Genomic DNA, 25271 nt, shown 5'->3' with positions numbered 1-25271 from the left:
TTTATTAATTTATTATTTTTTTATTTAAATTTAAAAATATTTATTTTAAATATCGAAGTATTTTTTTAAATTATTGTTTATTTTTTGTTTCTTAATCATTTTAATTTCTTCTTTATATGGAGGATAACCATTTATAAATGGTGTTTCAAGTATTTTAGGTAAACTTAAAAATTGAGGATAAAATATTATTTTTATTAATGCATTAAAACCTATTTCTCCGAAACCAATATTTTCATGACGGTCCTTTTTACTTCCTAAGTTATATTTAGAATCATTTATATGAAAGGAGTTCAAATATTTTAGACCAATAATAGAATCAAATTGATTTATAACCGATTCAAAATTATTTTTTATATCGTATCCTGCATTGAAAACATGACAAGTATCTAAACAAACAGAAATTCTTTGTTTGTTTTCTATTAAGTTAATAATATCTTTAATTTCTTGAAAATAGCATCCAATTTCATTTCCTTTACCGGACATTGTTTCTAAAGCTATTTTGGTATCTAATGAATAAGTATTTTTGAAAATTTCATTTATACCTTCTGATATCCATTTTATTGATTCTTTTCTATTTTTATTAGTTGCGTTACCAGGATGTAGAACCATTGTCTTAATTTTCATTTTTGAGAATCTGTATATTTCTTGAGTTAAAAAACTAATAGAAAATTTTCTTTTCAAAAGTACATGACTTGCTAAGTTTACTATATAAGGAGCATGACCTATTAAATCATTTATGTTTATGTTATATTTTTTTATTTTAATTATTGTTTCTTCAATATTATTTTTATTTATATCCATTCTCTTGGTATTTTGTGGGGCTCCTGTATAAATCATAAAAGTATTTGATCCGTAAGATAATGCTTCTTCTAGAGAACCTAAAAACATCAATGGTTTGCGAAAGGATACATGACTACCAATTTTTATCATTTTTTTATTTTTTTTTAAATTTATTCTTTTTAGTGAATAATTTTTCTTTCTCTTTTTTTATTTTTTTAAAATTGAATATTTTTTTATTTTTTGTTTTTATTTTTTTTGAAAATTTTTCTTTATTGGATAATATAATTTTATTAAATTTAATATTATTTTTTTGTTTTATTTTTAATAAAGCATTTTCATCTTCATTATCATAAAATAATAATATATTACCTTGTTTATTCATTCTTCCTGTTCTTCCGTTACGATGTTGAAAAAATTTTAAGTTTCTTTTTGGTAAATCATAATGTATGATCCATGAAATATCTTCTATATCTAAACCTCTTGAAGCTAAATCACTAGTTATTACGTATTGATATTTATTTTTTTTAATTTCTATCATTTTTCTTTTTCTTTCTTTTACTGAAAAATTAGAAGAAAAATTTAAAATATTAAATTTTTTTTTTAAAATTTCATAAATATTTAATTGTTCTTTTTTGTTTGAAACAAAAATAAAAGCAAAAAATGGATTTTTTTGATTAAGAAACTGAATTAAATCTTTTATACGATTATTTTTTGGACTTTTTGAAATATAATAATTTAAATTTAATTTTTGTTTTTCATTAATATTAATAAAAATTGATTTTCCAAAATGTTTATCAATAAAAGGTTTTGTTTTTTTATCAATAGAAGCAGAAAAAAATAAAATTTTTGGTTTCCATTTAGATAATAAAGTCTTTAATAAAGATAAATAATTTGATTCTAAAAACATATCGGCTTCATCTAAAATTAAAAAAGAAGATTTATAAATGTTAATTTTTTTTAAATTATAAGCATATTCGAATAATTTCTCTAAAGTTGATATAATAATAGAAGGTTGTTTCTTTTCTAATTTTTTATACGTTTTTATTCTATTCATACCACCAAAAAAAATTTTTATTTGAGATTTTTTATTTTCTATTTTATTTAAATTTTCTAATGTTTGAAAGACTAATTCATTTGTAGGAACAACTATAACAGCTTGGATTATGTTTTTATCCCAAATAATTTTACTTAAGACAGGTAGTAAATAAGCATATGTTTTTCCAGTTCCTGTAGGTGCAACGCATATCAAATTAGATTTTTCTTCGAATTTTTCAAATACTTTTTGTTGTATAGGGGTTATTTTAATTAAATTAAGATGTTTTAATTTATTTTGTATATATTTTTCCATTTTTTAAATTCCTTTTCATTTAATTTTTGATGTGATTCATTTTATTTTTTCAAAAGAAATTATTTTTTGATCTACGGTATTATTTTTTATTAATAAAGTTATATTAATATTATTAACTTTTTCATTATTTTTTTAACTTATCACTGTATTTAATCTTGTTTTGTATCAAAAAGCTTATTTAAAAAATAGAGTATATGTAAACTTATTATTTAGTAAAATTAAATTTATTTTTGGTTTTTTAAATTGATTAAACGGAATTTAATTTTTTTAAATTTTTTTTATTTATATATTCATATATTAAATGAAGTAACTTATTATTAAATTTACATTGTTTTTTGTCTTCTAAAGAAGAATATTCTTTCGTTAATTCTATTGCTTCGTTAATGATTTTTTTATAAGATTTTTTTTTTGCTAATAATTCCATAGTAGCTAAACGAATAATTGCTTTATCTACTTTATTTAACCTTTTTAGTTCATAGTTATATAAATTTTTTTTAATAATAAAATCTATTATTCCGATATTTTTAATAATATTTTTCAGTATAGAAACATTAAGTAAAATATTTTCATTTAATGTTTTTATTTCATTTTGATAAAAATCATATTGATATAAGCTTTCAATAATATTTATTTTTATTTTTCTTATATTTTTTAGGTAAATATACATTTTCATGAATGTCTTTCTTAATAATGTTTTTCTTAATCAACTTAAAAAAATAGATTATTTTGATAATAATAAAATAAAGAAAGTTTAAATATTTAAACTTTCTTTATTTTTAGTTAATGTTATAAAAATACTTTATTTTTTAAATCAATTTAATAAACTTTCTTCTAAATTTTTTGAAACTTGGTTCCAATTAATTATATTATAAAAAGCCTCTATGTAATCTAAACGACGGTTTTGGTAAGAAAGATAATAAGCATGTTCCCATACATCCAAACCTATTAATGGATAACCAATATTTAATGTAGTATTTTGATTTGCTGTAGGAATAATTCTTAATTTTTTTTCAAAATCTAGAATTAGCCATAACCAACCACTTCCGAATATTTTTACGGCTTTATCAGAAAATTCATTTTTAAAATTTTCTAAGTTACCAAAAAAAATATTAATAAAATCTTTTAATTTTGCTGATATTTGTTTTTCGTTATTATTTTGTTTTTGTAATATTTTCCAAAAAAATGAATGATTTATATGACCTCCTCCGTTATTTTGGACAGATAATCTTATATCATCTGGAATAAGGTTAGGATTTTTTAATAAAAAATTTAAATCTTCTTTTATATTAGGATATTTAGAAAGAGATAAATTCAAATTAACTAAATAATTTTTATGATGCTTTAAATAATGTAATTTCATAGTTTTTTCATCTATAAAAGGTTCTAAATCTTCAAAATTATATTTTAATTTTGGTAAATTATATATTTTCATTTCAATATTCTCCGATTTTTAATTCTCAAAAATACATAAATAATATTTTTCAAAAAATTTTCATTTTTTTAAATTTTTAATTTCTTTATTCATCTTTCTAAATTTTACATTTATTTTAATTATTTATTTAATAATTATTTTTACTTAATTTTCAACTCTAATGTAATTATATCATTTTAGTTTATTTATAACAAGTTTGTAATAATGAAATAAATTTTAATTAAAATAAAAATAAATATTATTTTTTTATTTTGAAAAATTTTTCAAGTAATTATATTTAAATTAAAATAAGTATATTCACAAAAATATAATTAATGATTATGAATTTCTATTCAGATTATTCTTTTTATGATAAAATAAATTATGTTATAAAATTATATAAATATTATAAAACGAAATTTTAATAATTTAATATTTATTCTATTAGATCATTTTCTTAATATTTAAATTATTCTCTTAAAATGAGTTAAAATATTTTTTAATTATTGTGTGTTAATAATTTTCATTAATAATGGCCCGTTGGAGAAAAGGTTAACTCACATGCCTTTCACGCATGCATTCACGGGTTCGAATCCCGTACGGGTCACCAAAATAATTAATGCAAGAATATATTTTTTTGATTTTGATAATAAGAAATATTTTTTATAATTTAAATTTTAATAATTAGTATAAAAAAATATACTAATTATAATTATTAAATAAAATTGTTTGCACCCATAGCTTAATTGGATAGAGCATCTGACTACGGAGGGCGAAGTGCGAAAAAGATGCCTAAATATCTAATAATTTAGCCAATTATACATGTTGTGATAATGCATGACAATAGATGACCGGTTATTTTAACGAAAGACAAAATAATTAGAGCAGGACATCAAAGTGAAGAACGGACAATAATTTAGTCTAAGCGGCTTTGCGAATTGAATATAACTAATGGATAACCTCTACAATGAGGCTAAGAGAATCAAACGGAGTAATTTAATAACTAGCAGATCAAAACTATATTACTGCTATACTAGGACGTTTATAAACTTTTTTCGCTAGTTTATAAAATTATCATTTATAAAACCTAGAACCTACCAAACTAAAAAAATTTAACTTATTTATAATAAATGAACAATAGTTATAAATTAAAATATTGGTTATCTCACCTAATAGTTATAAAGGCAGATATTTAGAGTAACTTTCATCTTCCTAAACCTCTTAAGTAGAGGCAAGGAAAAAGCAGAATCATAGTAGTCGAAGGAAATTGAAAGCTAACGTTGGAATATGCTAGTGGACTGACCTTCCAAGGAAAAGGGAAAAACCCTTTACAAGGCGAAAGAGGAAGTATAAACGTTTTTTCCACATAGAAAAGGTGAAAAGATATTTTTTTATTATCTAGTAAATACGAATATCTGATCTTTTCAATGATGAGAAAAGAATTATGAAAGCAAAAAAGAAGGTTTTTTAGTTTAACAGTCATTTTACTAGAAGGTATAATAAAAAACTTTCTGTGACAGTTAATCAAATCATTTTTTATGTTTAATTAATTTTAGTTTATGCAACCGCCGGATGCTTGGAAACTTGCTTGTCCGGTGGTGTGGGAGGCTTATGATAATAAATCCGTCTTGTACGGTTAAACGTCATAATTCTATCCCGATTTTGGGACCAGGAGGTCGCAGGTTCAAATCCTGTCTTCCCGACCATTTATAAAAGCGAGTGTCGTATAATGGTTAATACCTTAGCCTTCCAAGCTAGAGATGTGGGTTCGATTCCCATCATTCGCTCCATATTTATTATTTATTTTATATTTTTTATTTTTTATTTTTTTAAATTAATTGATATTTTAACTATATTTTAGTATAATTTATATTACTTTTAAGTTGTCAAATATAAAGTTAAATTTTCTATATTTTTAGATTTTAATGTTTTAATATTTTTTGATCTTTATTTATAATAATGAGTTATTTATTTTTAATCTTATCTTTATTTATAGTTTATATTTTAAAATATGTTTATATTCTATAATATTCTCTATTTAGTTTAAGGATAAAAATAGGATAATTTGTATTGTAACTAAAAGTATAATAATTTTTTATTATAAATAAATATTTAAGATAAATTATTTTTTATGTTTTTTTTAACTATTATTTGAATGTACATATTTATTAACTTAATTTTAAATTAATAAAAAAATATTTTAATTTGTTTTATTTTTAATTTGCTGTTTTTTTGTTTAATAAAATAAGTTTTAGTAAAATTTAAAAAAGGAAATTTTTTATAAATGAGTGAAAAAAAAATTAATAAAAATAGAAATATAGAAATAAACAATAATACTTTATCTATAAATAAACAGGCAGTTAATAGAAAATGGTATATAGTTGATGTTAAAGATAAAACATTAGGAAGAATTTCTACTAAGATTTCTTCTGTTTTAAAAGGAAAATTTAAAACTTCTTATACTCCTAATATAGATAACGGTGATTATGTTGTTGTTATAAACGCTTCCAAGATTAAACTAACAGGCCAAAAATGGCAACAAAAAATTTATTATAGACATTCAGGATATCCTGGAGGATTAAGCCAAATTAAAGCTTTAGATTTAAAGAAAAAATTTCCAACAAAAATGGTTGAAAGATCTATTTTTGGTATGTTACCACATACTAAATTAGGTAGACAAATACGTAAAAAATTATTTGTTTATTCTGATGAAATTTATAATCAAAAATCACAAAAAATGATAGCTTTAGAGGTATAAAAAATGAGCAAAATTCAATATTTCGGAACAGGTAGAAGAAAAACTTCTATAGCTAGGGTTATTTTAACTTTAGGTTCAGGTAATATAAAAGTTAATAAAAGAGATTTAGAAAAATATATTCTTTCTTATGAAACGAGACTTGAAACTATTAAACCTTTAAAGTTAACTCAAAGTTCTGAAAAATATGATATTACAGTTAATGTTTTTGGAGGCGGAATAACATCTCAAGCAGGCGCTATTCGTTTAGGCATTTCTAGATCATTAATTAAAATTGAACCACAATTAAGAACTATTTTAAAAAAAGCTGGTTTATTAACAAGAGATTCTCGTTGTGTAGAACGTAAAAAATATGGTTTAAAGAAAGCTCGTTGTGCTCCTCAATTTTCTAAACGTTAATTTTTATTTTATATTTTAAAAATTTTTTTATGTTAATTTTTATTTCATTATAATATTAATTTAAAAAAATTCAATTCAATAATAGAAAAAATTTTAATTTTTTTAAAGGAGTATTTTTTTATTTAATGATTAATATGATAAGAGTACGTTATGCTCCTAGTCCTACTGGTTTTTTACATGTTGGAAATGCTAGAACAGCTTTATTTAATTATTTATTTGCTTGTCATTATAATGGCAGTTTTATTATTAGAATAGAAGATACAGATTTAAATAGAAATATCGAAAATAGCGAAAAAGAACAATTAGAACAACTTCGATGGTTAGGAATTAAATGGTCAGAAGGTCCTGATTGTGGCGGAAAATTTGGTCCTTATAGACAATCTGAAAGATTACATATTTATAAGAAATATGCCCAATTATTGATAGATAAAAAAATAGCTTATAAAGAATATTGTAAAAATAACTTAAATCATTTTGTTATACGTTTCCGTGTTCCTTTGAACAAACAGTATGAGTTTAATGATTTAATTAGAGGTTATTTATCATTTAATAGTAAAGAAATTGAAGATTGGATTTTGATTAAAGAAAACGGTTTCCCTACTTATAATTATGCCGTTGCTATTGATGATCATTTAATGAACATTTCTCATGTTTTAAGAGGCGAAGAACATATTACTAATACTCCTAAACAGATTATGATTTATCAATCTTTTAATTGGACTATTCCTTCTTTTGGTCATATTTCTTTAATTTTAAATCAAAATAAAAAAAAATTAAGTAAAAGAGATTCTAATGTTATACAATTTATAAAGAGTTATATAGATATGGGTTATTTACCTGAAGCTTTGTTTAATTTTTTATCTTTTTTAGGATTTTCGCCAGATAGCCCAAATACAATTTTAAAACCTAACGAATTAGTTCATTTATTTGATTTAAAAAGGTTAATTAAGTCTCCGGCTGTATTTGATGAAAAAAAATTATCTTTTATTAATAGCCAATATATCAAAAAAATTTCAATTCCAGAATTAATTGATAAAGTTAACTTTTTTTTTCAAAAAGAAAATATTTTTTTAAAAATAAATTTTTTAAAAAAATTAGTTTTTCTTTTTAGAAATAGAATAAGTTATCTCAAGGAAATTGTTTTTTTATACAAAAAATTTTTTTTAACAGAACAAAATTTAAGTAAAGAAGAAATTATTTTTATTAAACAGGAGCAAAGAATTAATAATATCAAGATTTTATATGATATGCTATCTAATGTAGATGACTTTAGTATAGATAAATTAAATTTATTAATAAAATCTTTTAGTCAAAAAACTAAATTAATCGGAAAAGAGTTATTTTTAACTATTAGAATATCTTGTACTTTAAAATCAGAAGGACCTAATTTATTAGATTATTTAGATTTATTGGGAAAACCAAAAGTATTGAATAATATAGAAAAAATTTTGTCTTTAAATTGAAATTTAATCATTATTTTTTTGTTATAAAATTCATTTGAATAAGGTTTAGGAAAGATAATTTTATGTTGATTATTTATAATTCTTTAACTGAAAAAAAAGAAATTTTTATACCTATTAAAAAAGATATAATTAATATTTATGTTTGCGGACCTACTGTTTATGATCATTTACATATAGGTAATATAAGATCTTTGATTTTTTTCGATATGTTTAAGCGATATTTAAAATTTTTAAATTTAAAAGTAAATTTAATTGTTAATATTACAGATATAGATGATAAAATTATTAATAAATCAGTGGAAAAACAAAAAACAGAAAAAGAGATATCTTCAAAATATATTAATCATTTTTTTTCTTTATTAACAAGATTTAGTATTAATACTATAAATTATTTTCCTTTAGTAACTAACCATATAAGTGATATTATTTTATATATTCAAAAGTTAATTAAAACAGGATATGCTTATTTTACAGATTATGGTATTTATTTTAGAGTTCATTTAATTTCTAATTACGGAATTTTAAGTAAACAAAAAATAAATAAATTAAAAAAAAATGTAAGAAAAGAGTTAGATAATCAAAAGGAAAATTATGAAGATTTTATTTTGTGGAAAAAAACTGATGTTGGTGTTCAATATTCAAGCCCTTGGTTTCCAGGAAGACCAGGTTGGCATACTGAATGTGTTGTTATGATTAAGAATTTTTTTCGCACAACTATTGATATACATGGAGGAGGAAATGATTTAAAATTCCCTCATCATGAAAATGAACAAGCGCAGTTTTGGGCTACTGATAAAAAAAAATTAGCTAATTTTTTTATTCATATAGGTAATGTAGAATATAATAATCAAAAAATGAGTAAGTCTTTAGGTAATGTTATTTTAGTTAAAGATTTAATAAAAAAAATAGAACCTAATGTTTTAAAATTGTTGTTTTTATCTTATCATTTTTTACAACCTATTAATTATAATGATGATTTAATTAATAATTTTATAAAAAAATATGATAAAATAGTTTCTATTTTAAATAAAAATAATTTTCAACTTTTATTAAATAATATTATTAATTCAGAAAAAAAATATTTTTATATTAAAAAATTCCATTCTATTATGGAAAACAATTTAAATACTCCTAATATTATTACTTTAATAGAAGAGTTATTGAAAGAAATTAATAAAAATAAAAAAGATTTTTTTTGTTTGTCCAAATTACAGAATACTTTGATATATATACTTGACAATTTAGGAATAAAAATTCATTTAAAAAAAATTAGTAAAAAACAAATAAAAATTTATTTTTTATGGCAACAATCTAAAAAAAAAAAAAAATTTCAAAAAGCAGATTTTTTGAGAAATATTTTGAAGAAAGATAATATTATTTAAAATAGTTTTTGTTATTAGATATTTTTAAATAAATATGGTAGATTTAAATTATGGTAGATAAAAATTTTAATAATTCATCATTATCCGATGTTAAAGAAGAGGAAAATATTTTTTTTTCTGAAATTAAAGGTTTAGATGAAGATGAGATAATAAAAAAAAAAAAAGAAAAAAAAGATAATTATCAGATAAAAAGTGTTAATAAGAATTTAAAAGATATTATTTTTTCTAATTTATTTAATTTTTTAAATTTATTAGTGTTAATAATAACTATTATTATTTGTATGACTAAACGTTATGAACAGTTGTTTTTTTTATTGATAAATTGTATTAATATCTCTATAAGTATTTTTCAAGAAATAAGAGCTAAAAAAGCTTTAGATAAAATTTCTTTGTTAATTTTAAAAAATACTAAAGTTATAAGGAATAATAAAATTATTTCTATACCTATTAACGATATTTTATTAGAAGATATTCTGTTTTTAGAAATAGGTTCTCAGATAGTTGCTGATGCAAAATTAAAAAAAGGTATTTTAGAAGTTAATGAATCTCTTTTAACAGGAGAATCTAAGACAGTTTTTAAAAAAAAAGGAGATTTATTATATTCAGGTAGTTTTGTTATTTCAGGTAATGCTTGTGCTGAAGTTATTTCTGTAGGCACTAATACTTATATTTCAAAATTAACTCAAGAAGCTAAAAAATATAAAAAAATTAAAACTCCTTTGACTAAAATTTTTTCTTCTCTGACTTTTTATATTATTTTCTTATTAGTACCTACTGCTTTTATTTTATTTTTATCATCTCAAAAGATTTATATATTACAAAAAAATCAATTTTTTTTAGGATTATGCGGTTTTATGTTAGGTATGTTACCTTCTGGCTTATTTCTTTTAACTAGTATAACTTTAGCTATAGGTTTTGTCAAATTAGCACATAAAAATGCTTATATTAAAGATCTTTTTGGTATTGAAATGTTAGCTAGAGTAAATGTTTTATGTTTAGATAAAACAGGAACTATTACAGATGGCAGTATGTTAGTGAAAAAAGTTATATCATTTAAAGATAGTAATTTATTTTCAAAAGAGTTAATATCTGAATTGATATCTGCTTTTCCTAATAATAATCCAACACAAAATGCTTTATATAAAAAATTTGTTTTCAAAAAAGAAAAAAAATATAAAATAAAAAAAGTACAATATTTTTCTAGTTCTAAAAAATATAGCGCTGTTGAAATAGAAAATTTTGGAACGTTTTTATTAGGATCACCTGAATTTATATTAAAAAATAAAATTAAAGAAATTGAACAACATATTGAAGAGAATGCTAGTTTAGGTTACCGTGTTTTATTATTAGCTCAAACAGATAAAAAAATTTCTCAAATATCTAATTCAAAAAATAATATTGATTATAAAATAATATCTTTGATTATTATAGAAGATCAAATTAAGTCTGATATTATAAAGAGTATTGATTATTTTCAAAAAAATAATGTTAAAATTAAAATCATTTCAGGAGATAATCCTTTAACTATCGGTTATATAGCTAATCGTATCGGAATTATTAAAAATAATAAAAAAGTAGTTGATTTATTTAATGTAAAAAATGAAGAAATAGATAATATATCATTAAAATATGATGTTTTTGGACGTTCTTCGCCAGAGCAAAAAAAAAGAATTATCAATAATTTAAAAAAAAAAAATTATAAAGTAGCTATGATAGGAGATGGTGTTAATGATATTTTAGCTTTTAAAGAAGCAGATATTTCCATTGCTATGTCTTCTGGTAGCGAAGCTGCGCAAAATGTTGCAAATTTAGTTTTGATTGATTCTCAATTTAGTTCTTTACCTGATGTGGTTTTAGAAGGTAGAAGAGTTATTAATAATTTAAATAAAATTTCGGTTTTGTTTTTCACTAAAACTATTTTATCTTTTTTTATAGGTATTATAACAATATTAAATAATTTGTTAACATTTCGTTATGTTATTTATCCTTTTAGTCCTTTACAGATGAACTTAATAGATACTTTTTTTATCGGTATTCCTTCCTTTTTTTTAGCTTTAGAACCTAATACGAAGGAGATAGATAAAAATTTTTTAACAAAAATTTTTAAAGATTCTTTACCTTATTCTATTCTTATTGCTTTTAACTATTTTTTGTTATTATTTTTTACTAATAATTCTAAAGATGTTTATTTATCTTTTTTTTTAACTTTGATTACTTCTTTTTGTTTTTTGATTATTTTAATTAAAAATTGTATTCCTTTTAATAAATTTAAATTTTTTTTAGTTTTTTTAATGTTTTTAGGATTTATTATTTCTAGTTATTTTTTATTTATGAGAAAAATTTTACAAAAAGAAAATTTAATTGATTTTTTATATTTAAATTATAAAAAATTTTTGTTTTTATTATTTATAAATATTATTTTTTGGTTTTTGAAATTTTTCAAATGGAGAAAAATAAATTTTAAAAATTTTTTTAATTTTTTTAAAAAAATAAACAAAAAAGAGTAGTTTTTAATGATAATTTATGGAAAAAACGTAATTAAAGAAGCTATTAAAGCTAAAAGAAACATTTATAATTTATATATTGATTTGAAATTTAAAGATTTTCATTTTTTAAATTTTGTCAAAAATTTTAATATTAATTATCAATTATTGAATAAGCATCAATTAAACGAAAAAGCTAAAAATAATAATCATCAAGGAATAGTAGCAGAAGTTGAAGATTATATTTATAAAAAATTAAATTGTTTTTTCAATAATAATGATTTAAGTTTAAAAAAAATTTTGATTTTAGATTCTATACAAGACCCTCATAATTTAGGAGCTATATTGAGAACTGTTGAAGCAGCAAATTTTAATGGTGTTATTTTAGGAAAAAAACATCAAGTTTTTTTAAATGGAACTGTAGCAAAATCTTCTAGCGGTGCTTTAGAGTATGTTGATATTTTTTTAGTTGATAATTTATTAAATACTATTATAAAATTAAAACAAAATGGTTTTTTAATTATTGGTACTGATATAAAATCTCAAAATAATTTTTCTCAAATTCCTAAACAAAAATCTTTAGCAATTATATTAGGAAATGAAGGTAAAGGTATAAGATTAGTATTAAAACAAAAATGCGATTTATTAATTAAAATACCTATGAAAGGAAAAATAAATTCTTTAAATGTTAGTGTAGCAGCAGCTTTAATGATGTATTTTGCTATTTAGTTTTTATAAATATTATTTTTTGTTTTTATAAAGGAAAATATGTTAAAATTACTATAATGTATTTTTTAAAATATAAATTTTTAGATTAAAAGGTTTTTTTGAGTTTTGTTTATTATGGTTAAAAAAAATATTTTAATATGTAGTTATTGTTTAAATCGTAATTATAATATTTCTACACATAAAAAAAATCATCGTTTAAATCTAAAAAAATATTGCTCTAAATGTAAAAAACATATTTTACATGAAGAATCGAAATAAAATCATAAAAAAAGGAGTTTTTAAGTGGTATTTCAAAACAAAGAGAAAAAAAATATTCCAGTATTGCAAGTTTTAAGAAAAGAATATAGTTTATTTAATATTTTTTTAGTAGTTTTTTCTATGTTGTTTATGGGACTATGTCGAACTTTAGAACAACATTTTTTTAATATTAATACTAGATTAAAAAATACTTTTTATTATTTTTTTATTATATTTTTTTGTTTTTTTATGTATGGAATTTTTTATTTTATTAAAAAAATAATTAAAGAAATTTATTTAGTTTCTTGGCCTTCTTATGGAAAAATTTTTTTAAAAGTTATACAAGTTTTTTGTTTTACTTTAGTTTTAGAGTTTTTTATTTATTTTTTCTCTTTTTTATATGAAAAAATAGATCCGTTATTATAGTTTTTAAAAAAAGATGTTTATTCTAACATATTCAAGTATTAAAGTAAATTATAATATTTAAATAAAATTAAATCACTTCAATGATAATTATAAAAAGGTTATATTTATGAGTAAAGAGAAAAAAAAAAATGATCAAGATCAAAATGAAACAAATGAAGTTAATTTTAAAAAAAAAGAAGAAATAGAAGAACCAAAATGGTATATTATTCAAACTTATTCTGGATATGAAAATTCTGTACAAGAAGATTTACTCAAATTAACTCATAGTAAAACTAAAATTTCTAAATTAATTTTTGAAGTTATTTGTCCTAAAGAAAAATATTTTAAAATAAGAGCAGATGGCACAAAACAAGAAAAAGAAAAAAAAATGTTTTCAGGGTATGTTTTTGTTAAAATGATTGTTAATGATTATTCTTGGTTTGTTGTTAAGAATATTCCTAAAGTTACTAATTTTTTAGGTTCTATCAGAGGAAATAATAATGATTCTCGAAGACCTGTTCCTTTAAGTAATAACGAAATTCAACCTATTTTAATTAAAATAGGATTAGAAACTAAAAAAAATTATGATTATTTAATTAATAAAAAAGTGGAAATTATTAATGGTTCTTTTTCGGGCCAAGTAGGAAACGTTTCTTATTTAGATTATAATCAAAATAAACTGATAGTAGAAATTGACTTATTTGGTAGAACAACTCCTATTGAAATTTCTTTTTCTGATTTTAAAGAAATTATTTAATTTAATATAATTAAAAGAAGTGGTAATATCAAAATGGAAAAAAAAAATATAAAAGTTATAAAATTGCAAATTATGGCAGGAAAAGCTAATCCAGCACCACCAGTAGGACCTGCTTTAGGTCAAGCAAAAGTTAATATTCCGTTGTTTTGTTCTCAATTTAATAATGCTACAAAAGATAAGATTGGTTTTATGGTTCCTGTAGTTATTTCTGTTTATGATGATAAAACTTTTAGTTTTATTATAAAAACTCCTCCAGCTAGTGATCTTTTAAAAAAAGCAGCTAATATAGAAAAAGGTTCTTCTAATTCTATCAAAAATAAAATAGCTACTATTAAATATGAACAAATACGAGAAATAGCTAAGTTAAAAATGCCTGATTTAAATGCTTATTCTTTAGAAAGTGCTTGTAAAATTATTGAAGGCACAGCTATTAATATGGGTATTATTATAGAAAAATGATTTATATTTTAAAAGAAATTTTTTGTTTTATTTTTTTTTAATTAAAATTATTATTTAAATTCATCGAAAGGTTTTATTTTTTTAAAAAAATATATGAAAAGATCTAAAAAATATTTATCTGTTGTTCAACAAATAGAGTTGCAGAAATTGTATGAAGTTTCAGAAGCTATAACTTTAATGAAAAAAACTAAAATAGCTAATTTTGATGCTACTGTAGAGTGTAATTTTTCTTTAAATTTAGACCCTAAAAAAATAGAACAAAATATTCGCGGACATTTAGTTTTACCTAAAGGTATTGGTAAAAAATGGAAAATAGCTGTAATTGCTAAAGGATCAAAATTAAAAGAGGCGGAGGAAAATGGTGCAGATTTTGTAGGAGTAGAAGAATTAATACAAAAAATATCTCAAAATTGGACAGATTTTGATATATTAATTGTCACTCCTGAAATGATGCCTATGATTACTAAACTTGGGAAAATTTTAGGTCCTAAAGGATTAATGCCTAATCCTAAATTAGGTACTGTTACGGATAAAATATCGTCAATTATAAAAGATATCAAGAAAGGAAGAATTGAATATAAAGTAGATAAAACAGGTAATCTTCATATCATTATAGGTAAATGTTCTTTTGATAATGAAAAAATATTAGAAAATTTAGTTTTCTTTTATAAACATTTAATCTCTATTAAACCTAAAACAGTTAAAGGTAACTTTATTAAATCTATTAATATTTCTTCTACTATGTCTCCGGGTATCAAAATTAATCATACTACTATTGATTCTAAATTTAATTTTTGAAAAAAATTTTTTAAAATAAGTTTTTTTTATAAAAAAATACGTTTTTTTTCTTTATTTTAACTAAAAAATGAATTATAAAATTTTCGATAGAAGGGATTTTAGTTTCTATGTTAAGAAATATTATTAAAAAAAAAAGCGAAGATGTAAGTCAATTAGTGAATGATATTCAACGTTCGAAAATAGTTTTATTGTTTGATTATCAAAAACTTACAGTTAAAGATTTTACTGAATTAAGAGTTCAATTAAGAAAATTTAATAGTAGAATAAAATTGTATGCAAATAATATTATAAAAAGAGCTTTTTTACAAATTAATTTGAAAGAATTAGCTGATATAATAAATTATCCTAAAGCTTTATTATTGAGCAATGAAGAAATAACCGAACCTTTAAAAATTTTATTTTATTTTTCTCAGAAAAATAAATTTTTAAAAATCATTTCAGGTCTTATAGAACAACAAATATATTCAAAAGATATGATAAATACTTTAGCAGTTTTACCTTCTAAAAAAGAATTAATTTCTATTTTGGTTTTTAATCTTTTAATGCCTATTAGAGAATTAGTTATTATTTTAGAAATGTGTTTGTCACAAAAATTAAAAATAGAAAAAAAAGATAATTAACTAACTATATTGTGATTATCTATTTTTATTATTAGTTATTTTTTATTATGAATTATTTTTAGAAAAAGAAAAGAGGAAATTTTAATGTCTAAACTAGATAAAAAAGATTTTATAGAGAATTTGAAAAAAATGAATGTATTAGAAATTAAAGAATTAGTTGATGAATTAAAAAAAGAATTTGGCGTAGATACTTCTCATTTTGTTAATCCATCTAATGCTGCTGAAGTAAAAACAACTAAAGAAGAAGAAAAATTTTTTAATGTTATTTATAAAGGTACAAATTCTAATGAGGGAACTTTATCCATTATTAAATTAGTACGAGAAATAACTCAAGGTAGTTTATTGGATTCCAAAAAAATAGTTGATAAAATAGGTTCTTATATTAAAAAAGAAATATCAAAAAAAGAAGCAGAAGATATTAAAAAAAGATTTCAAGAAATTGGAGTTGATATAGATTTGGAAGAAGTTAAAAAATAAGATTATTTAAAATTATAAACATAATATTAATATTAGATTAATATTGTTTAAAGAATTAATATTTATTATGATATCAACCTAAGAAAAAAATTATTTTGTATCTTAGGTTTTTATTGTTTATTTTAAAATGATTTTATTAATTTGGGATTCAAAAAAATGATCAGGAGTCAAAAAAATGAAAAAATATCAAAATATTAAATATGGTACAAAAACAGAACGTAGAAATTATTCAAAAATTAATTATGATATTGAATTACCTAATCTAATTCAAACACAAACTAAATCTTTTGAATTATTTTTAAAAAAAGGCATTCAAGATTCTTTAGAAGATATTTCACCTATTGAAAGTTATAATGGCGATTTGAAACTATATTTTGACGACTTTTTTTTAGAAAAACCAAGATTAAATTTTAAAGAAGCAAAAAAAAGAGATTTTAGTTATTGTTGTGAATTATTTGTTAATGTTCGATTAGAAAATGTTTTTACAGGAGAAATTAAAAAAAGCCGTATTTTGATGACTGATTTACCTTTGATGACTCCTTCTGGTACTTTTATTATTAACGGCACAGAAAGAGTAGTTATATCACAAATTATACGTTCATCAGGTGCATATTTTACTGAAAAATTTGATGTTAAATTTAATAAAATACGTTTTGAAGCTCAAATTATTCCAACTAGGGGAGCTTGGATTGAATATGAACAAAGTAATAAAGATATTTTATATGCTAAATTAGATAGATCTAAAAAAATACCTCTTACTAAATTTATTCATGCACTAGGTTTTAATAATCGTCAAGATATTGAAAATTTTTTTGGAAAACATGATTTATTAAATTTAAGTTTTGATAAAAATAATGATTCTAATTCTAATGATGCTGTTATAGAATTATATTCTAAATTACATCAAGGTGAGAAAGTTTCTGCGAATACTGCAAGAGAGTTTATTAGGAATAGATTATTTGATCGTAAAAAATATGATCTTTCTTCTGTGGGGAGATATAAATTAAATAAAAAACTTGATGTTTTAGAAAGAGTTGAAAATACTTTTTTAGCACAAGATTTAGTAGATAAAACTACTAAAAAGATTTTATTTCCTAAAGATACTTTTTTAACTAAGAATATTATTGATGAACTAAAAAATAAACGTGATTTATTTAAAATAGAATTTATTAATTCAGATACTAATTTGGAAAGTAAAATAAATTTAGATAATAACTTTGTTCTGACTTATATCAAAAATGATGATAAAGATAAAAATGTTTATGTTAAAGAAAATATTTTTGATCTTAAAACAGGTGAAATATTAATAGAAAAAGATTCTTTATTTAATGATGAAACTATAAAAATTATTGATAAAAATAAAGATAATATAGAAGAAAGAATAATTCGATATTTTACAAATCAAAAAAATAATAAAAATAATCAACATTATGAACAAAAAAAAATTTTAAATGAAGTTTTAGATGTTTATTTTTTGGATGAAAAAGAAAATAAGATTTTTATTAAAGTAATTGGTAACAATCAAAATGAGAATAAAGAAAATATTGTTTTATCAGATATTATCGCTAGTATTAGTTATTTTCTAAATCTTTATCAAAATATTGGCAAAATTGATGATATTGATTATTTAGGTAATAGAAGATTAAGATTAGTAGGGGAATTATTGAAAAATCAATTTCGTATAGGTTTAATAAGAGCGGAAAAAAATATTAAAGACAGAATGACTATTAGTAAATTTGATTCTATAACTCCTGGTGGTTTGGTTAATTTTTCTTCTTTATCTGTAGTAATTAAAACTTTTTTCGGAAGTTCTCGTTTATCTCATTTTATGGATCAAGTTAATCCTTTAGCTGAATTAACTCAAAAAAGAAGAATTTCTGCTTTAGGTAATGGAGGTATTGATCGTGATAGAGCTGGGGTAGAAGTGAGAGATGTACATAATTCTTATTATGGAAGATTATGCCCAATAGAAACTCCAGAAGGTCCTTCCATTGGTTTAATTTCTTCTTTAGCGACTTATGCACAAGTAGATAAATATGGTTTTATTAAAACTCCATTTTTAAAAGTTAAACAAATAAATGGCATTACTAAAGTTTTAAATGAATTTGAATATTTAACCTCTTCTCAAGAAGAAGAAAAAATTATTGCTTCTGCTGATTCTATTTTGGATAAAAATAATATTTTTTTGGAAAATAAAGTTATTGCTAGAAAAAACGGAGAAACAGGATTATTTAATATAGATAAGTTAGATTATATTGATGTTTCTCCAAAACAAATAGTATCAATCGCTACTTCTTCTATTCCTTTTTTAGAACATAATGACGCTTCTAGAGCATTAATGGGGACTAATATGCAACGTCAAGCACTTCCTCTTTTAATTCCTGAAGCTCCTGTAGTAGGTACAGGAGTAGAACACAGAATAGCTAAAGATTCTGGTTGTTTAGTCATAGCAGAACAAGATGGTATTGTATCTTATGTTGATGCTCAAAAAATAATTATTGAAGAAGAAAATGGTTATGAACGGATTTATGAATTAACTAATTTTCTGAAATCTAACCAAAATACTCTTCTTTTACATAAACCTATTGTATTAAAAAAAGAATTTGTAAAAAAAGGTGATATTATCGCTGATGGTCCTGCTACTTCTAATGGAGAATTATCTTTAGGTAGAAATTTAACTGTTGCTTTCATGACTTGGCATGGATATAATTACGAAGATGCTATTATTATGTCAGAAAAATTAGTACAAAATGATGCATACACTTCTATTCATATTAATAAATATGAAATTAACACAAGAGAATTAAAAAAAGGTGCTGGTAAGGAAGAAATTACAAGACAAGTTCCGAATGTGAGTGCAGAAGCTATTAAAAATTTAGATCATAGAGGTATTATTATTCCTGGTTCAGAAGTTAAGGAAGGGGATATTTTAGTAGGAAAGATTGTGCCACAAGGAATTTTTGAACCTACTCCACATGAAAAATTAATTCAAACTATTATTGGTGAAAAAGCACGTGATTATAAAGACAGTTCTTTAAGAGTTCCTTTTGGAGAAAGTGGTATTGTTCAAAATGTTGAATATTTTTCTGTTAAAAACGGTGATATTTTAGCAACTCCTGGTATTAATGAAAGTGTTAGAGTTTATATTGCTAAAAAAAGAAAAATAAAAGAAGGGGATAAAATAGCAGGGAGACATGGTAATAAAGGAGTTATTTCTCGTATTTTACCACAAGAAGATTTACCTTATATGGCTGATGGCACTATAATTGATATTATGTTAAATCCTTTAGGTGTTCCGAGTAGAATGAATATTGGACAAATTTTAGAAATGCATTTAGGTATTGCAGCTAAAAAAATAGGTATAAAAATTGCTACTCCTGTATTTGATGGAGTTAATAACGAAGATTTGAATGATATTTTAAAAGAGGCTAATTTACCTTTAGATGGAAAAAGTATTTTGTATGATGGTAGAACAGGTGAACAATATGATCATCCGGTTTCTATAGGAGTGATATATATGATTAAATTATCTCATATGGTAGATGATAAATTGCATGCTAGAAATGTTGGCCCTTATACTTTGATTACTAATCAAGCTACTCGTGGTCAAGGTCATAGTGGTCCTGGTGGTCAAAGAACAGGCGAGATGGAAGTTTGGAGTTTATATGGTTATGGTGCTGCCCATACTTTACAAGAACTTTTAACTGTTAAAAGCGATGATATAATTGGTCGTAATAAGACTTATAATGCTATTGTGAATGGTTTACCTTTGCCGAAACCGTCTATTCCTGAAAGTTTTAGAGTTTTTGCTAAAGAATTACAATCTTTAGGTCTTCATGTAGAATTAATTAAGTCAGATACTAAAGAAAATAAAGTTCATTATTCTTTAGTAAGTAAAAAAGAAAATTGATTATTAATTTTTAAAATTAACTAATAATTTTTAACTTAAACTTAACAAAATTTAAATATAAATAATAAGAATAAAGATTTATTATTCATAAATAATGTTAATAAAATTATTAATTTTAATACTTATTTTTTTATAAAATAGATATTATATTATTATTATCTATAAAAAAATATGTCATTATTACTATAAATAAGTCTTCATTTTTCTTTCTTACAAAAAAAATATAATTATAACTAATTAAAATAGAATAATTTTGTTTACCTAATAATTATTAAAGGAAGAATAAATAAGATATTTAAATTAAGTAATATATCTGATTAACAAAATTAATTTATTAAATTTAATTATTTTAAATAATATTTTAATAATAAATTATTTTTAAATCAAATAAGTAAAAAAATTTAAATTAAAATATTTTCCAGAATTTTTTATCTAATATTTTTTGAAATAAATATTTTTTCGTAAAAAATTCTTTTTTATATTCAAAAAAAAATACTATACAAGTATTTATCAAACATTATTATTTATAATAAATTAAATTCTTTCTTTATATTATTTTAAACATAAATTTTAGATTTAATATAACTTATTTTTAATTTAGATCAATAATAGTGAGAAAATTTTTTCAGAACTTATATGAATAAATCTTTCTTTAAAGGTAAAAAAAATTTTATTTTTATGAATAATAAGGAGTAAATAATTTTAATTATGAATTTAAATATAAAAATTGAAGACTTTTTTTCATCTCCAAAAATATTAGAAGGATTAAAATCTATTGGTATTAATTATTTAATAGATTTTAATTCTTATAGTTTATCAAATTTAAAGTATTTATTAGGACAAGAAATTATATATGAAATTATTTTTGTTTTGAAAAAATTTTTTTTACCTTCTGATTTAAAAAATTTGGATTTATCAGCAAATTTAATAAATATTTTACAAAAAAACAAAATTATTAATTTACGTTCTTTATTAGAAGCTAATAACATTTTGTTATTAGAAATATTAAAAGAAAATAAAATTTTTTTGGAAGAAATTAATAATATTTTTACTTTATATAATCATAATCAATTATTCATTATTAAAGAAAATTTAGTAAAAAAAGATTTTTTAATAAAAAATAAAAAAAATAAAGAATATGGTAGTCGCGAATATGAATATTTTAAAATTCGTTTAGCTTCTCCACATGAAATAAGACAATGGTCTTATGGTGAAATAGTTAATTATGAAACTATTAATTATCGTACTGCTAAACCAGAAATGGGAGGTCTTTTTTGTCCAAAAATTTTTGGACCTATAAAAGATTTACAATGTTTTTGTACTAAAAAAGTAACTTTGAGAAAAGGTCAAATTTGTTCTAAATGTGGAGTGGAAATTACAGAACAAAAAGTTAGAAGAGAAAGAATGGGGCATATCGAATTAGCTGCTCCTATAGTACATACTTGGTATTTGAATAGTTCACCTAGTAGATTAGCTATTTTATTAGGTATAAAAGCTAAAGAATTATCTGAAATAGTTTATTATGCCTCCTATATTGTGTTTTATCCAGGTAAAACTAATTTAGAAAAGAATCAAATAATAAGCGAAATTCAATATGGCCACTATTTAGAACATTATGGTAATAGTTTCATTGCTTTAAGCGGAGCAGAAGCTATTAAAAAAATGTTAGAAGAATTAAATTTAACTGAAATAATTCAAGAATTAAGGTTTTTTTTACCAAAAGTTTCTAAACAAAAAAGAGATAATATTATTAAAAGATTAGAGATAATTGAATCTTTTAATAATTCAGATAATAAACCTGAATGGATGGTTATGGAGGTTATTCCTGTATTACCAGCTGATTTAAGGCCTATAGTTCCTTTGGATGGTGGACGTTTTGCTACTACTGATATTAATGATTTATACAGAAGAATTTTAAATCGTAATAATCGTTTGAAAAAACAAATTAAACAAAAAGCTCCTAGATTAATTATAAAAAATGAAAAAAGAATGTTACAAGAAGCTGTTGATGCTCTATTTGACAATGTTAAAACCAATAAAAAAAATAGTACTAATATAGAAAGAAATAAAAATTTAAAGTCTTTATCTGAAATGTTAAGAGGTAAACAAGGTCGTTTTAGACAGAATCTTTTAGGAAAAAGAGTTGATTATTCTGCTCGTTCTGTAATTATAGTAGGACCAGATTTAAAAATTCATCAATGTGGTATACCTAGACAAATGGCATTAATTTTATTTAAACCTTTTATTTTAAATAAATTACAAGAAGTTAAGGGTATCGATAGAAAGAATGCTACTATTTTATATGAACAAATGAATGAATATGTTTTAAGTATTTTAGAAGATGTAGTTAAAGAACATCCTGTTTTATTAAATAGAGCTCCTACATTGCATCGTCTAGGGATACAAGCTTTTGAACCAAAATTAATAGATGGAAAAGCTATTAGATTACATCCTTTAGTCACTCCAGCTTTTAATGCTGATTTTGATGGTGATCAAATGGCTGTTTATTTACCATTATCTATTGAATCACAAGCTGAAGCACGTTTATTGATGTTAGTTTCTAATAATATTTTAGATCCTAAAAATGGTAGTCCTGTTTTATCTCCTTCACAAGATATGGTTTTAGGGAATTATTATTTAACTATGGAAAAAAGTAAATATTTTATATCGCAAGATTATCAAAATATCATCAATTATAAAAAGGCAGAAGAGTATAAACATAGAAATGAAGGTAAAATATTCTGTGATTTAAAAGAAGCTGAGTTATCATTTTATAATAAAGAAATTGAAATTCATACAAGAATTTTAGTGAAAGCTTCTAATATTGATTCTTGTTTTACTGAAGAACAAAAAGAAAAATATTTAGTTACTACATTAGGCAAGTTGATTTTTAATGAAATTTTACCATCTAATTTTAATTATATACAAGAACCAACAATATATAATTTAGAAATAAAAACTCCTGATCTTTATTTTGTACCTAAAAACGTAAATCCAAAAGATATTTTACCTAATATTAATATTACACAACCTTTTAAAAAGAAATTTTTATCTATGATTATTGATTATGTTTTTAAAAAAAGTAATATTACAGAAACTTCAAGAATGTTAGATAATATTAAAGATTTAGGATTTAAATATTCAACTATAGCAGGTATTACTATTTCTCATTCTGATATTAATGTTTACTCAAAAAAAAAAGAATTACTAACAGAAGTAGAAAACAAAATATTAAAAATAGAAAAATGGTATGATCATGGTTTATTAACTATTTCTGAAAAAAAGAATTTAGTTATTCAAGAATGGAAAAATGTTCGTGATAAGATTCAAGAAGGTTTAATGAAAGAATTTAAATCTAATAATCATTTGTTTATGATAAGTGACAGTGGTGCTCGTGGTAATGCTTCCAATTTTTCTCAATTATCTGGTATGAGGGGTTTAATGAATAGTCCTAAAGGAGAAATTTTAGAAATTCCGGTAAAAAGTTCTTTTAAAGAAGGTCTTACTGTATCTGAATTTTTTATTTCTACACATGGAGCTAGAAAAGTTTCTACCGATACGGCTTTAAAAACAGCAGAATCAGGTTATTTAACACGTAGATTAGTAGATGTTGCTCAAGATAATATAATTATGAAAGAAGATTGTGGTTCAGATAAAGGTATTTTTATAGAACCTATGAACAGAGATGAAAAAGAAATTATTTCATTATCTCAACGTATTTTTGGTCGTTTTTCGGCAGAAAATATTATTAATTCTAAAAATAAAGAAATTATTTTAAACAAAAATGAACTAATTACTAAGGAAATTATTGATAAAATAGTTAAATTAAATATTAAAAAAGTTAAAATAAGAAATATTTTAAATTGTAATTGTGAACATGGTATTTGTTCTAAATGTTATGGTTTGAATTTAGCTACAAATAAAATTGTTGAAATAGGAGAAGCTGTTGGTGTTATAGCAGCTCAATCTATTGGTGAACCCGGCACTCAATTAACTATGAGAACTTTTCATACTGGCGGTGTTTTAGCTGTTTCTGATATTACTCAAGGATTACCAAGAATTCAAGAATTATTTGAAGCTAGAAAACCTAAAGGAAAAGCAATAATTAGTGAATGTAGTGGTTTTGTTAAAGATATTAAAAATATTAATTCTAATTTTTATGAAATTAAAATTATTTCAGATTCTGATCAAAAAACAGAATTTATTTATAATGCTCTTTTTAATTCTGAAATATTAGTAAGCAAAAATATGTATATTAAAGCGGGTCAAAAATTAACAAATGGTTCTATAGAATTAAGAGAATTATTAAGAGTGACTAATGTCGAAGAAACACAAAAATATATTTTAGAAGAAGTACAAAAAGTTTATCAATCTCAAAGTGTTACTATTAGTGATAAGCATATTGAAATTATTATTCGTCAAATGTTTAAACAAGTTTTAGTTATTTTTGAAGGAGATACCAACTTATTGCCAGGTTTAGAAGTATCTTTCAAAGATTTTAAACATGCTAATATGGAAATGATTCAAAATAATAAAAATCTTGCTGTAGGACGTCCTATTTTATTAGGAATAACAAGAGCTTCTTTAAAAAGTGATTCTTTATTATCTGCTGCTTCTTTTCAAGAAACAACTAAAATTTTAATTGATGCTGCTATCAAAGGACAAACAGATTATTTATATGGTTTAAAAGAAAATGTTATTGTAGGAGGTCTTATTCCTGCAGGTACAGGTATCTTAGAAACTTTATCTTTTAAATATCCGAAAATAGATAATAAAATAACAATATATAAAGATAAAAATGAAGATATTGTTTAATTTATTATTTAAATAGATAAATAAATTAAAAATAAACAATATT

At 21.6% G+C, this 25271-nt stretch carries 20 protein-coding genes and 2 tRNA genes; 18 read left to right on the top strand and 4 right to left on the bottom strand.

Annotated elements, in window-relative coordinates; all coding sequences use genetic code 11:
- Positions 1-45: 45 nt before the first annotated feature.
- From DH96_RS01585 to DH96_RS01570, 4 genes are all read right to left on the bottom strand, one after another.
- A complete protein-coding gene (locus tag DH96_RS01585) occupies positions 46-930 on the bottom strand; it encodes a deoxyribonuclease IV (RefSeq protein ID WP_066540616.1) in 885 nt (294 codons plus the stop codon).
- A 4-nt stretch (positions 931-934) separates the two neighbouring features.
- Positions 935-2128, bottom strand: coding sequence for a DEAD/DEAH box helicase (locus tag DH96_RS01580; protein WP_066540619.1), 1194 nt, complete (start codon positions 2126-2128; stop codon positions 935-937).
- Positions 2129-2375: 247 nt separating this feature from the next.
- Positions 2376-2801 (bottom strand): transcription antitermination factor NusB, encoded by a 426-nt coding sequence (locus tag DH96_RS01575; RefSeq protein ID WP_066540624.1) that lies wholly within the window; start codon positions 2799-2801, stop codon positions 2376-2378.
- A gap of 138 nt (positions 2802-2939) precedes the next feature.
- Positions 2940-3560 carry a superoxide dismutase gene (locus tag DH96_RS01570; RefSeq protein WP_066540633.1) on the bottom strand — a complete coding sequence of 207 codons (621 nt, stop codon included), beginning with the start codon at positions 3558-3560 and terminating at the stop codon, positions 2940-2942.
- 513 nt (positions 3561-4073) lie between these two features.
- Here DH96_RS01570 and DH96_RS01565 point away from each other — a divergent pair.
- The 18 genes from DH96_RS01565 to rpoC all read left to right on the top strand — a co-directional run bounded on the left by DH96_RS01565 (position 4074) and on the right by rpoC (position 25228).
- Positions 4074-4149, top strand: a tRNA-Glu gene (locus tag DH96_RS01565).
- Between the two features lie 962 nt (positions 4150-5111).
- Positions 5112-5252: a hypothetical protein gene (locus DH96_RS02170; RefSeq protein WP_181451612.1), complete on the top strand. Its 141-nt coding sequence runs from the start codon at positions 5112-5114 to the stop codon at positions 5250-5252.
- A 2-nt stretch (positions 5253-5254) separates the two neighbouring features.
- Positions 5255-5329, top strand: a tRNA-Gly gene (locus DH96_RS01560).
- A 494-nt stretch (positions 5330-5823) separates the two neighbouring features.
- Complete coding sequence (gene rplM / locus DH96_RS01555) at positions 5824-6297, top strand: 50S ribosomal protein L13 (protein WP_111961332.1); 474 nt, start codon at positions 5824-5826, stop codon at positions 6295-6297.
- Positions 6298-6300: 3 nt separating this feature from the next.
- Positions 6301-6693: a 30S ribosomal protein S9 gene (gene rpsI, locus DH96_RS01550; RefSeq protein ID WP_111961331.1), complete on the top strand. Its 393-nt coding sequence runs from the start codon at positions 6301-6303 to the stop codon at positions 6691-6693.
- Between the two features lie 134 nt (positions 6694-6827).
- On the top strand, positions 6828-8156 hold the full coding sequence (gene gltX / locus DH96_RS01545; RefSeq protein ID WP_420885379.1) for a glutamate--tRNA ligase: 1329 nt from the start codon (positions 6828-6830) through the stop codon (positions 8154-8156).
- 62 nt (positions 8157-8218) lie between these two features.
- A complete protein-coding gene (gene cysS, locus DH96_RS01540; protein ID WP_066540748.1) occupies positions 8219-9538 on the top strand; it encodes a cysteine--tRNA ligase in 1320 nt (439 codons plus the stop codon).
- 50 nt (positions 9539-9588) lie between these two features.
- Positions 9589-12045, top strand: a complete 2457-nt coding sequence (locus DH96_RS01535) for an HAD-IC family P-type ATPase (protein ID WP_083515920.1) — start codon at positions 9589-9591, stop codon at positions 12043-12045.
- A gap of 6 nt (positions 12046-12051) precedes the next feature.
- Positions 12052-12750, top strand: a complete 699-nt coding sequence (gene rlmB / locus DH96_RS01530; protein ID WP_066540745.1) for a 23S rRNA (guanosine(2251)-2'-O)-methyltransferase RlmB — start codon at positions 12052-12054, stop codon at positions 12748-12750.
- Positions 12751-12864: 114 nt separating this feature from the next.
- Complete coding sequence (gene rpmG / locus DH96_RS01525; RefSeq protein WP_066540742.1) at positions 12865-13008, top strand: 50S ribosomal protein L33; 144 nt, start codon at positions 12865-12867, stop codon at positions 13006-13008.
- Positions 13009-13032: 24 nt separating this feature from the next.
- Positions 13033-13413, top strand: coding sequence for a preprotein translocase subunit SecE (gene secE / locus DH96_RS01520; protein ID WP_066540739.1), 381 nt, complete (start codon positions 13033-13035; stop codon positions 13411-13413).
- A 106-nt stretch (positions 13414-13519) separates the two neighbouring features.
- Positions 13520-14149, top strand: a complete 630-nt coding sequence (nusG, locus tag DH96_RS01515; RefSeq protein ID WP_066540736.1) for a transcription termination/antitermination protein NusG — start codon at positions 13520-13522, stop codon at positions 14147-14149.
- 33 nt (positions 14150-14182) lie between these two features.
- On the top strand, positions 14183-14608 hold the full coding sequence (gene rplK / locus DH96_RS01510) for a 50S ribosomal protein L11 (protein WP_066540733.1): 426 nt from the start codon (positions 14183-14185) through the stop codon (positions 14606-14608).
- Positions 14609-14701: 93 nt separating this feature from the next.
- Positions 14702-15406 (top strand): 50S ribosomal protein L1, encoded by a 705-nt coding sequence (rplA, locus tag DH96_RS01505; protein ID WP_111961330.1) that lies wholly within the window; start codon positions 14702-14704, stop codon positions 15404-15406.
- Between the two features lie 107 nt (positions 15407-15513).
- Positions 15514-16026, top strand: coding sequence for a 50S ribosomal protein L10 (rplJ, locus tag DH96_RS01500; RefSeq protein WP_111961329.1), 513 nt, complete (start codon positions 15514-15516; stop codon positions 16024-16026).
- Positions 16027-16110: 84 nt separating this feature from the next.
- On the top strand, positions 16111-16503 hold the full coding sequence (gene rplL, locus DH96_RS01495) for a 50S ribosomal protein L7/L12 (protein WP_111961328.1): 393 nt from the start codon (positions 16111-16113) through the stop codon (positions 16501-16503).
- Positions 16504-16678: 175 nt separating this feature from the next.
- Positions 16679-20413 (top strand): DNA-directed RNA polymerase subunit beta, encoded by a 3735-nt coding sequence (gene rpoB, locus DH96_RS01490; RefSeq protein WP_111961327.1) that lies wholly within the window; start codon positions 16679-16681, stop codon positions 20411-20413.
- Between the two features lie 708 nt (positions 20414-21121).
- Positions 21122-25228 carry a DNA-directed RNA polymerase subunit beta' gene (rpoC, locus tag DH96_RS01485; protein ID WP_181451611.1) on the top strand — a complete coding sequence of 1369 codons (4107 nt, stop codon included), beginning with the start codon at positions 21122-21124 and terminating at the stop codon, positions 25226-25228.
- Positions 25229-25271 lie beyond the last annotated feature (43 nt).

The organism is Candidatus Phytoplasma oryzae (genome assembly GCF_003263355.1).
GTDB classification, from domain to species: Bacteria; Bacillota_I; Bacilli_A; order Acholeplasmatales; family Acholeplasmataceae; genus Phytoplasma; species Phytoplasma oryzae_B.
The sequence above is the reverse complement of the archived record's forward strand: the minus strand, read 5'-3'. Positions and strand labels throughout refer to the sequence as shown.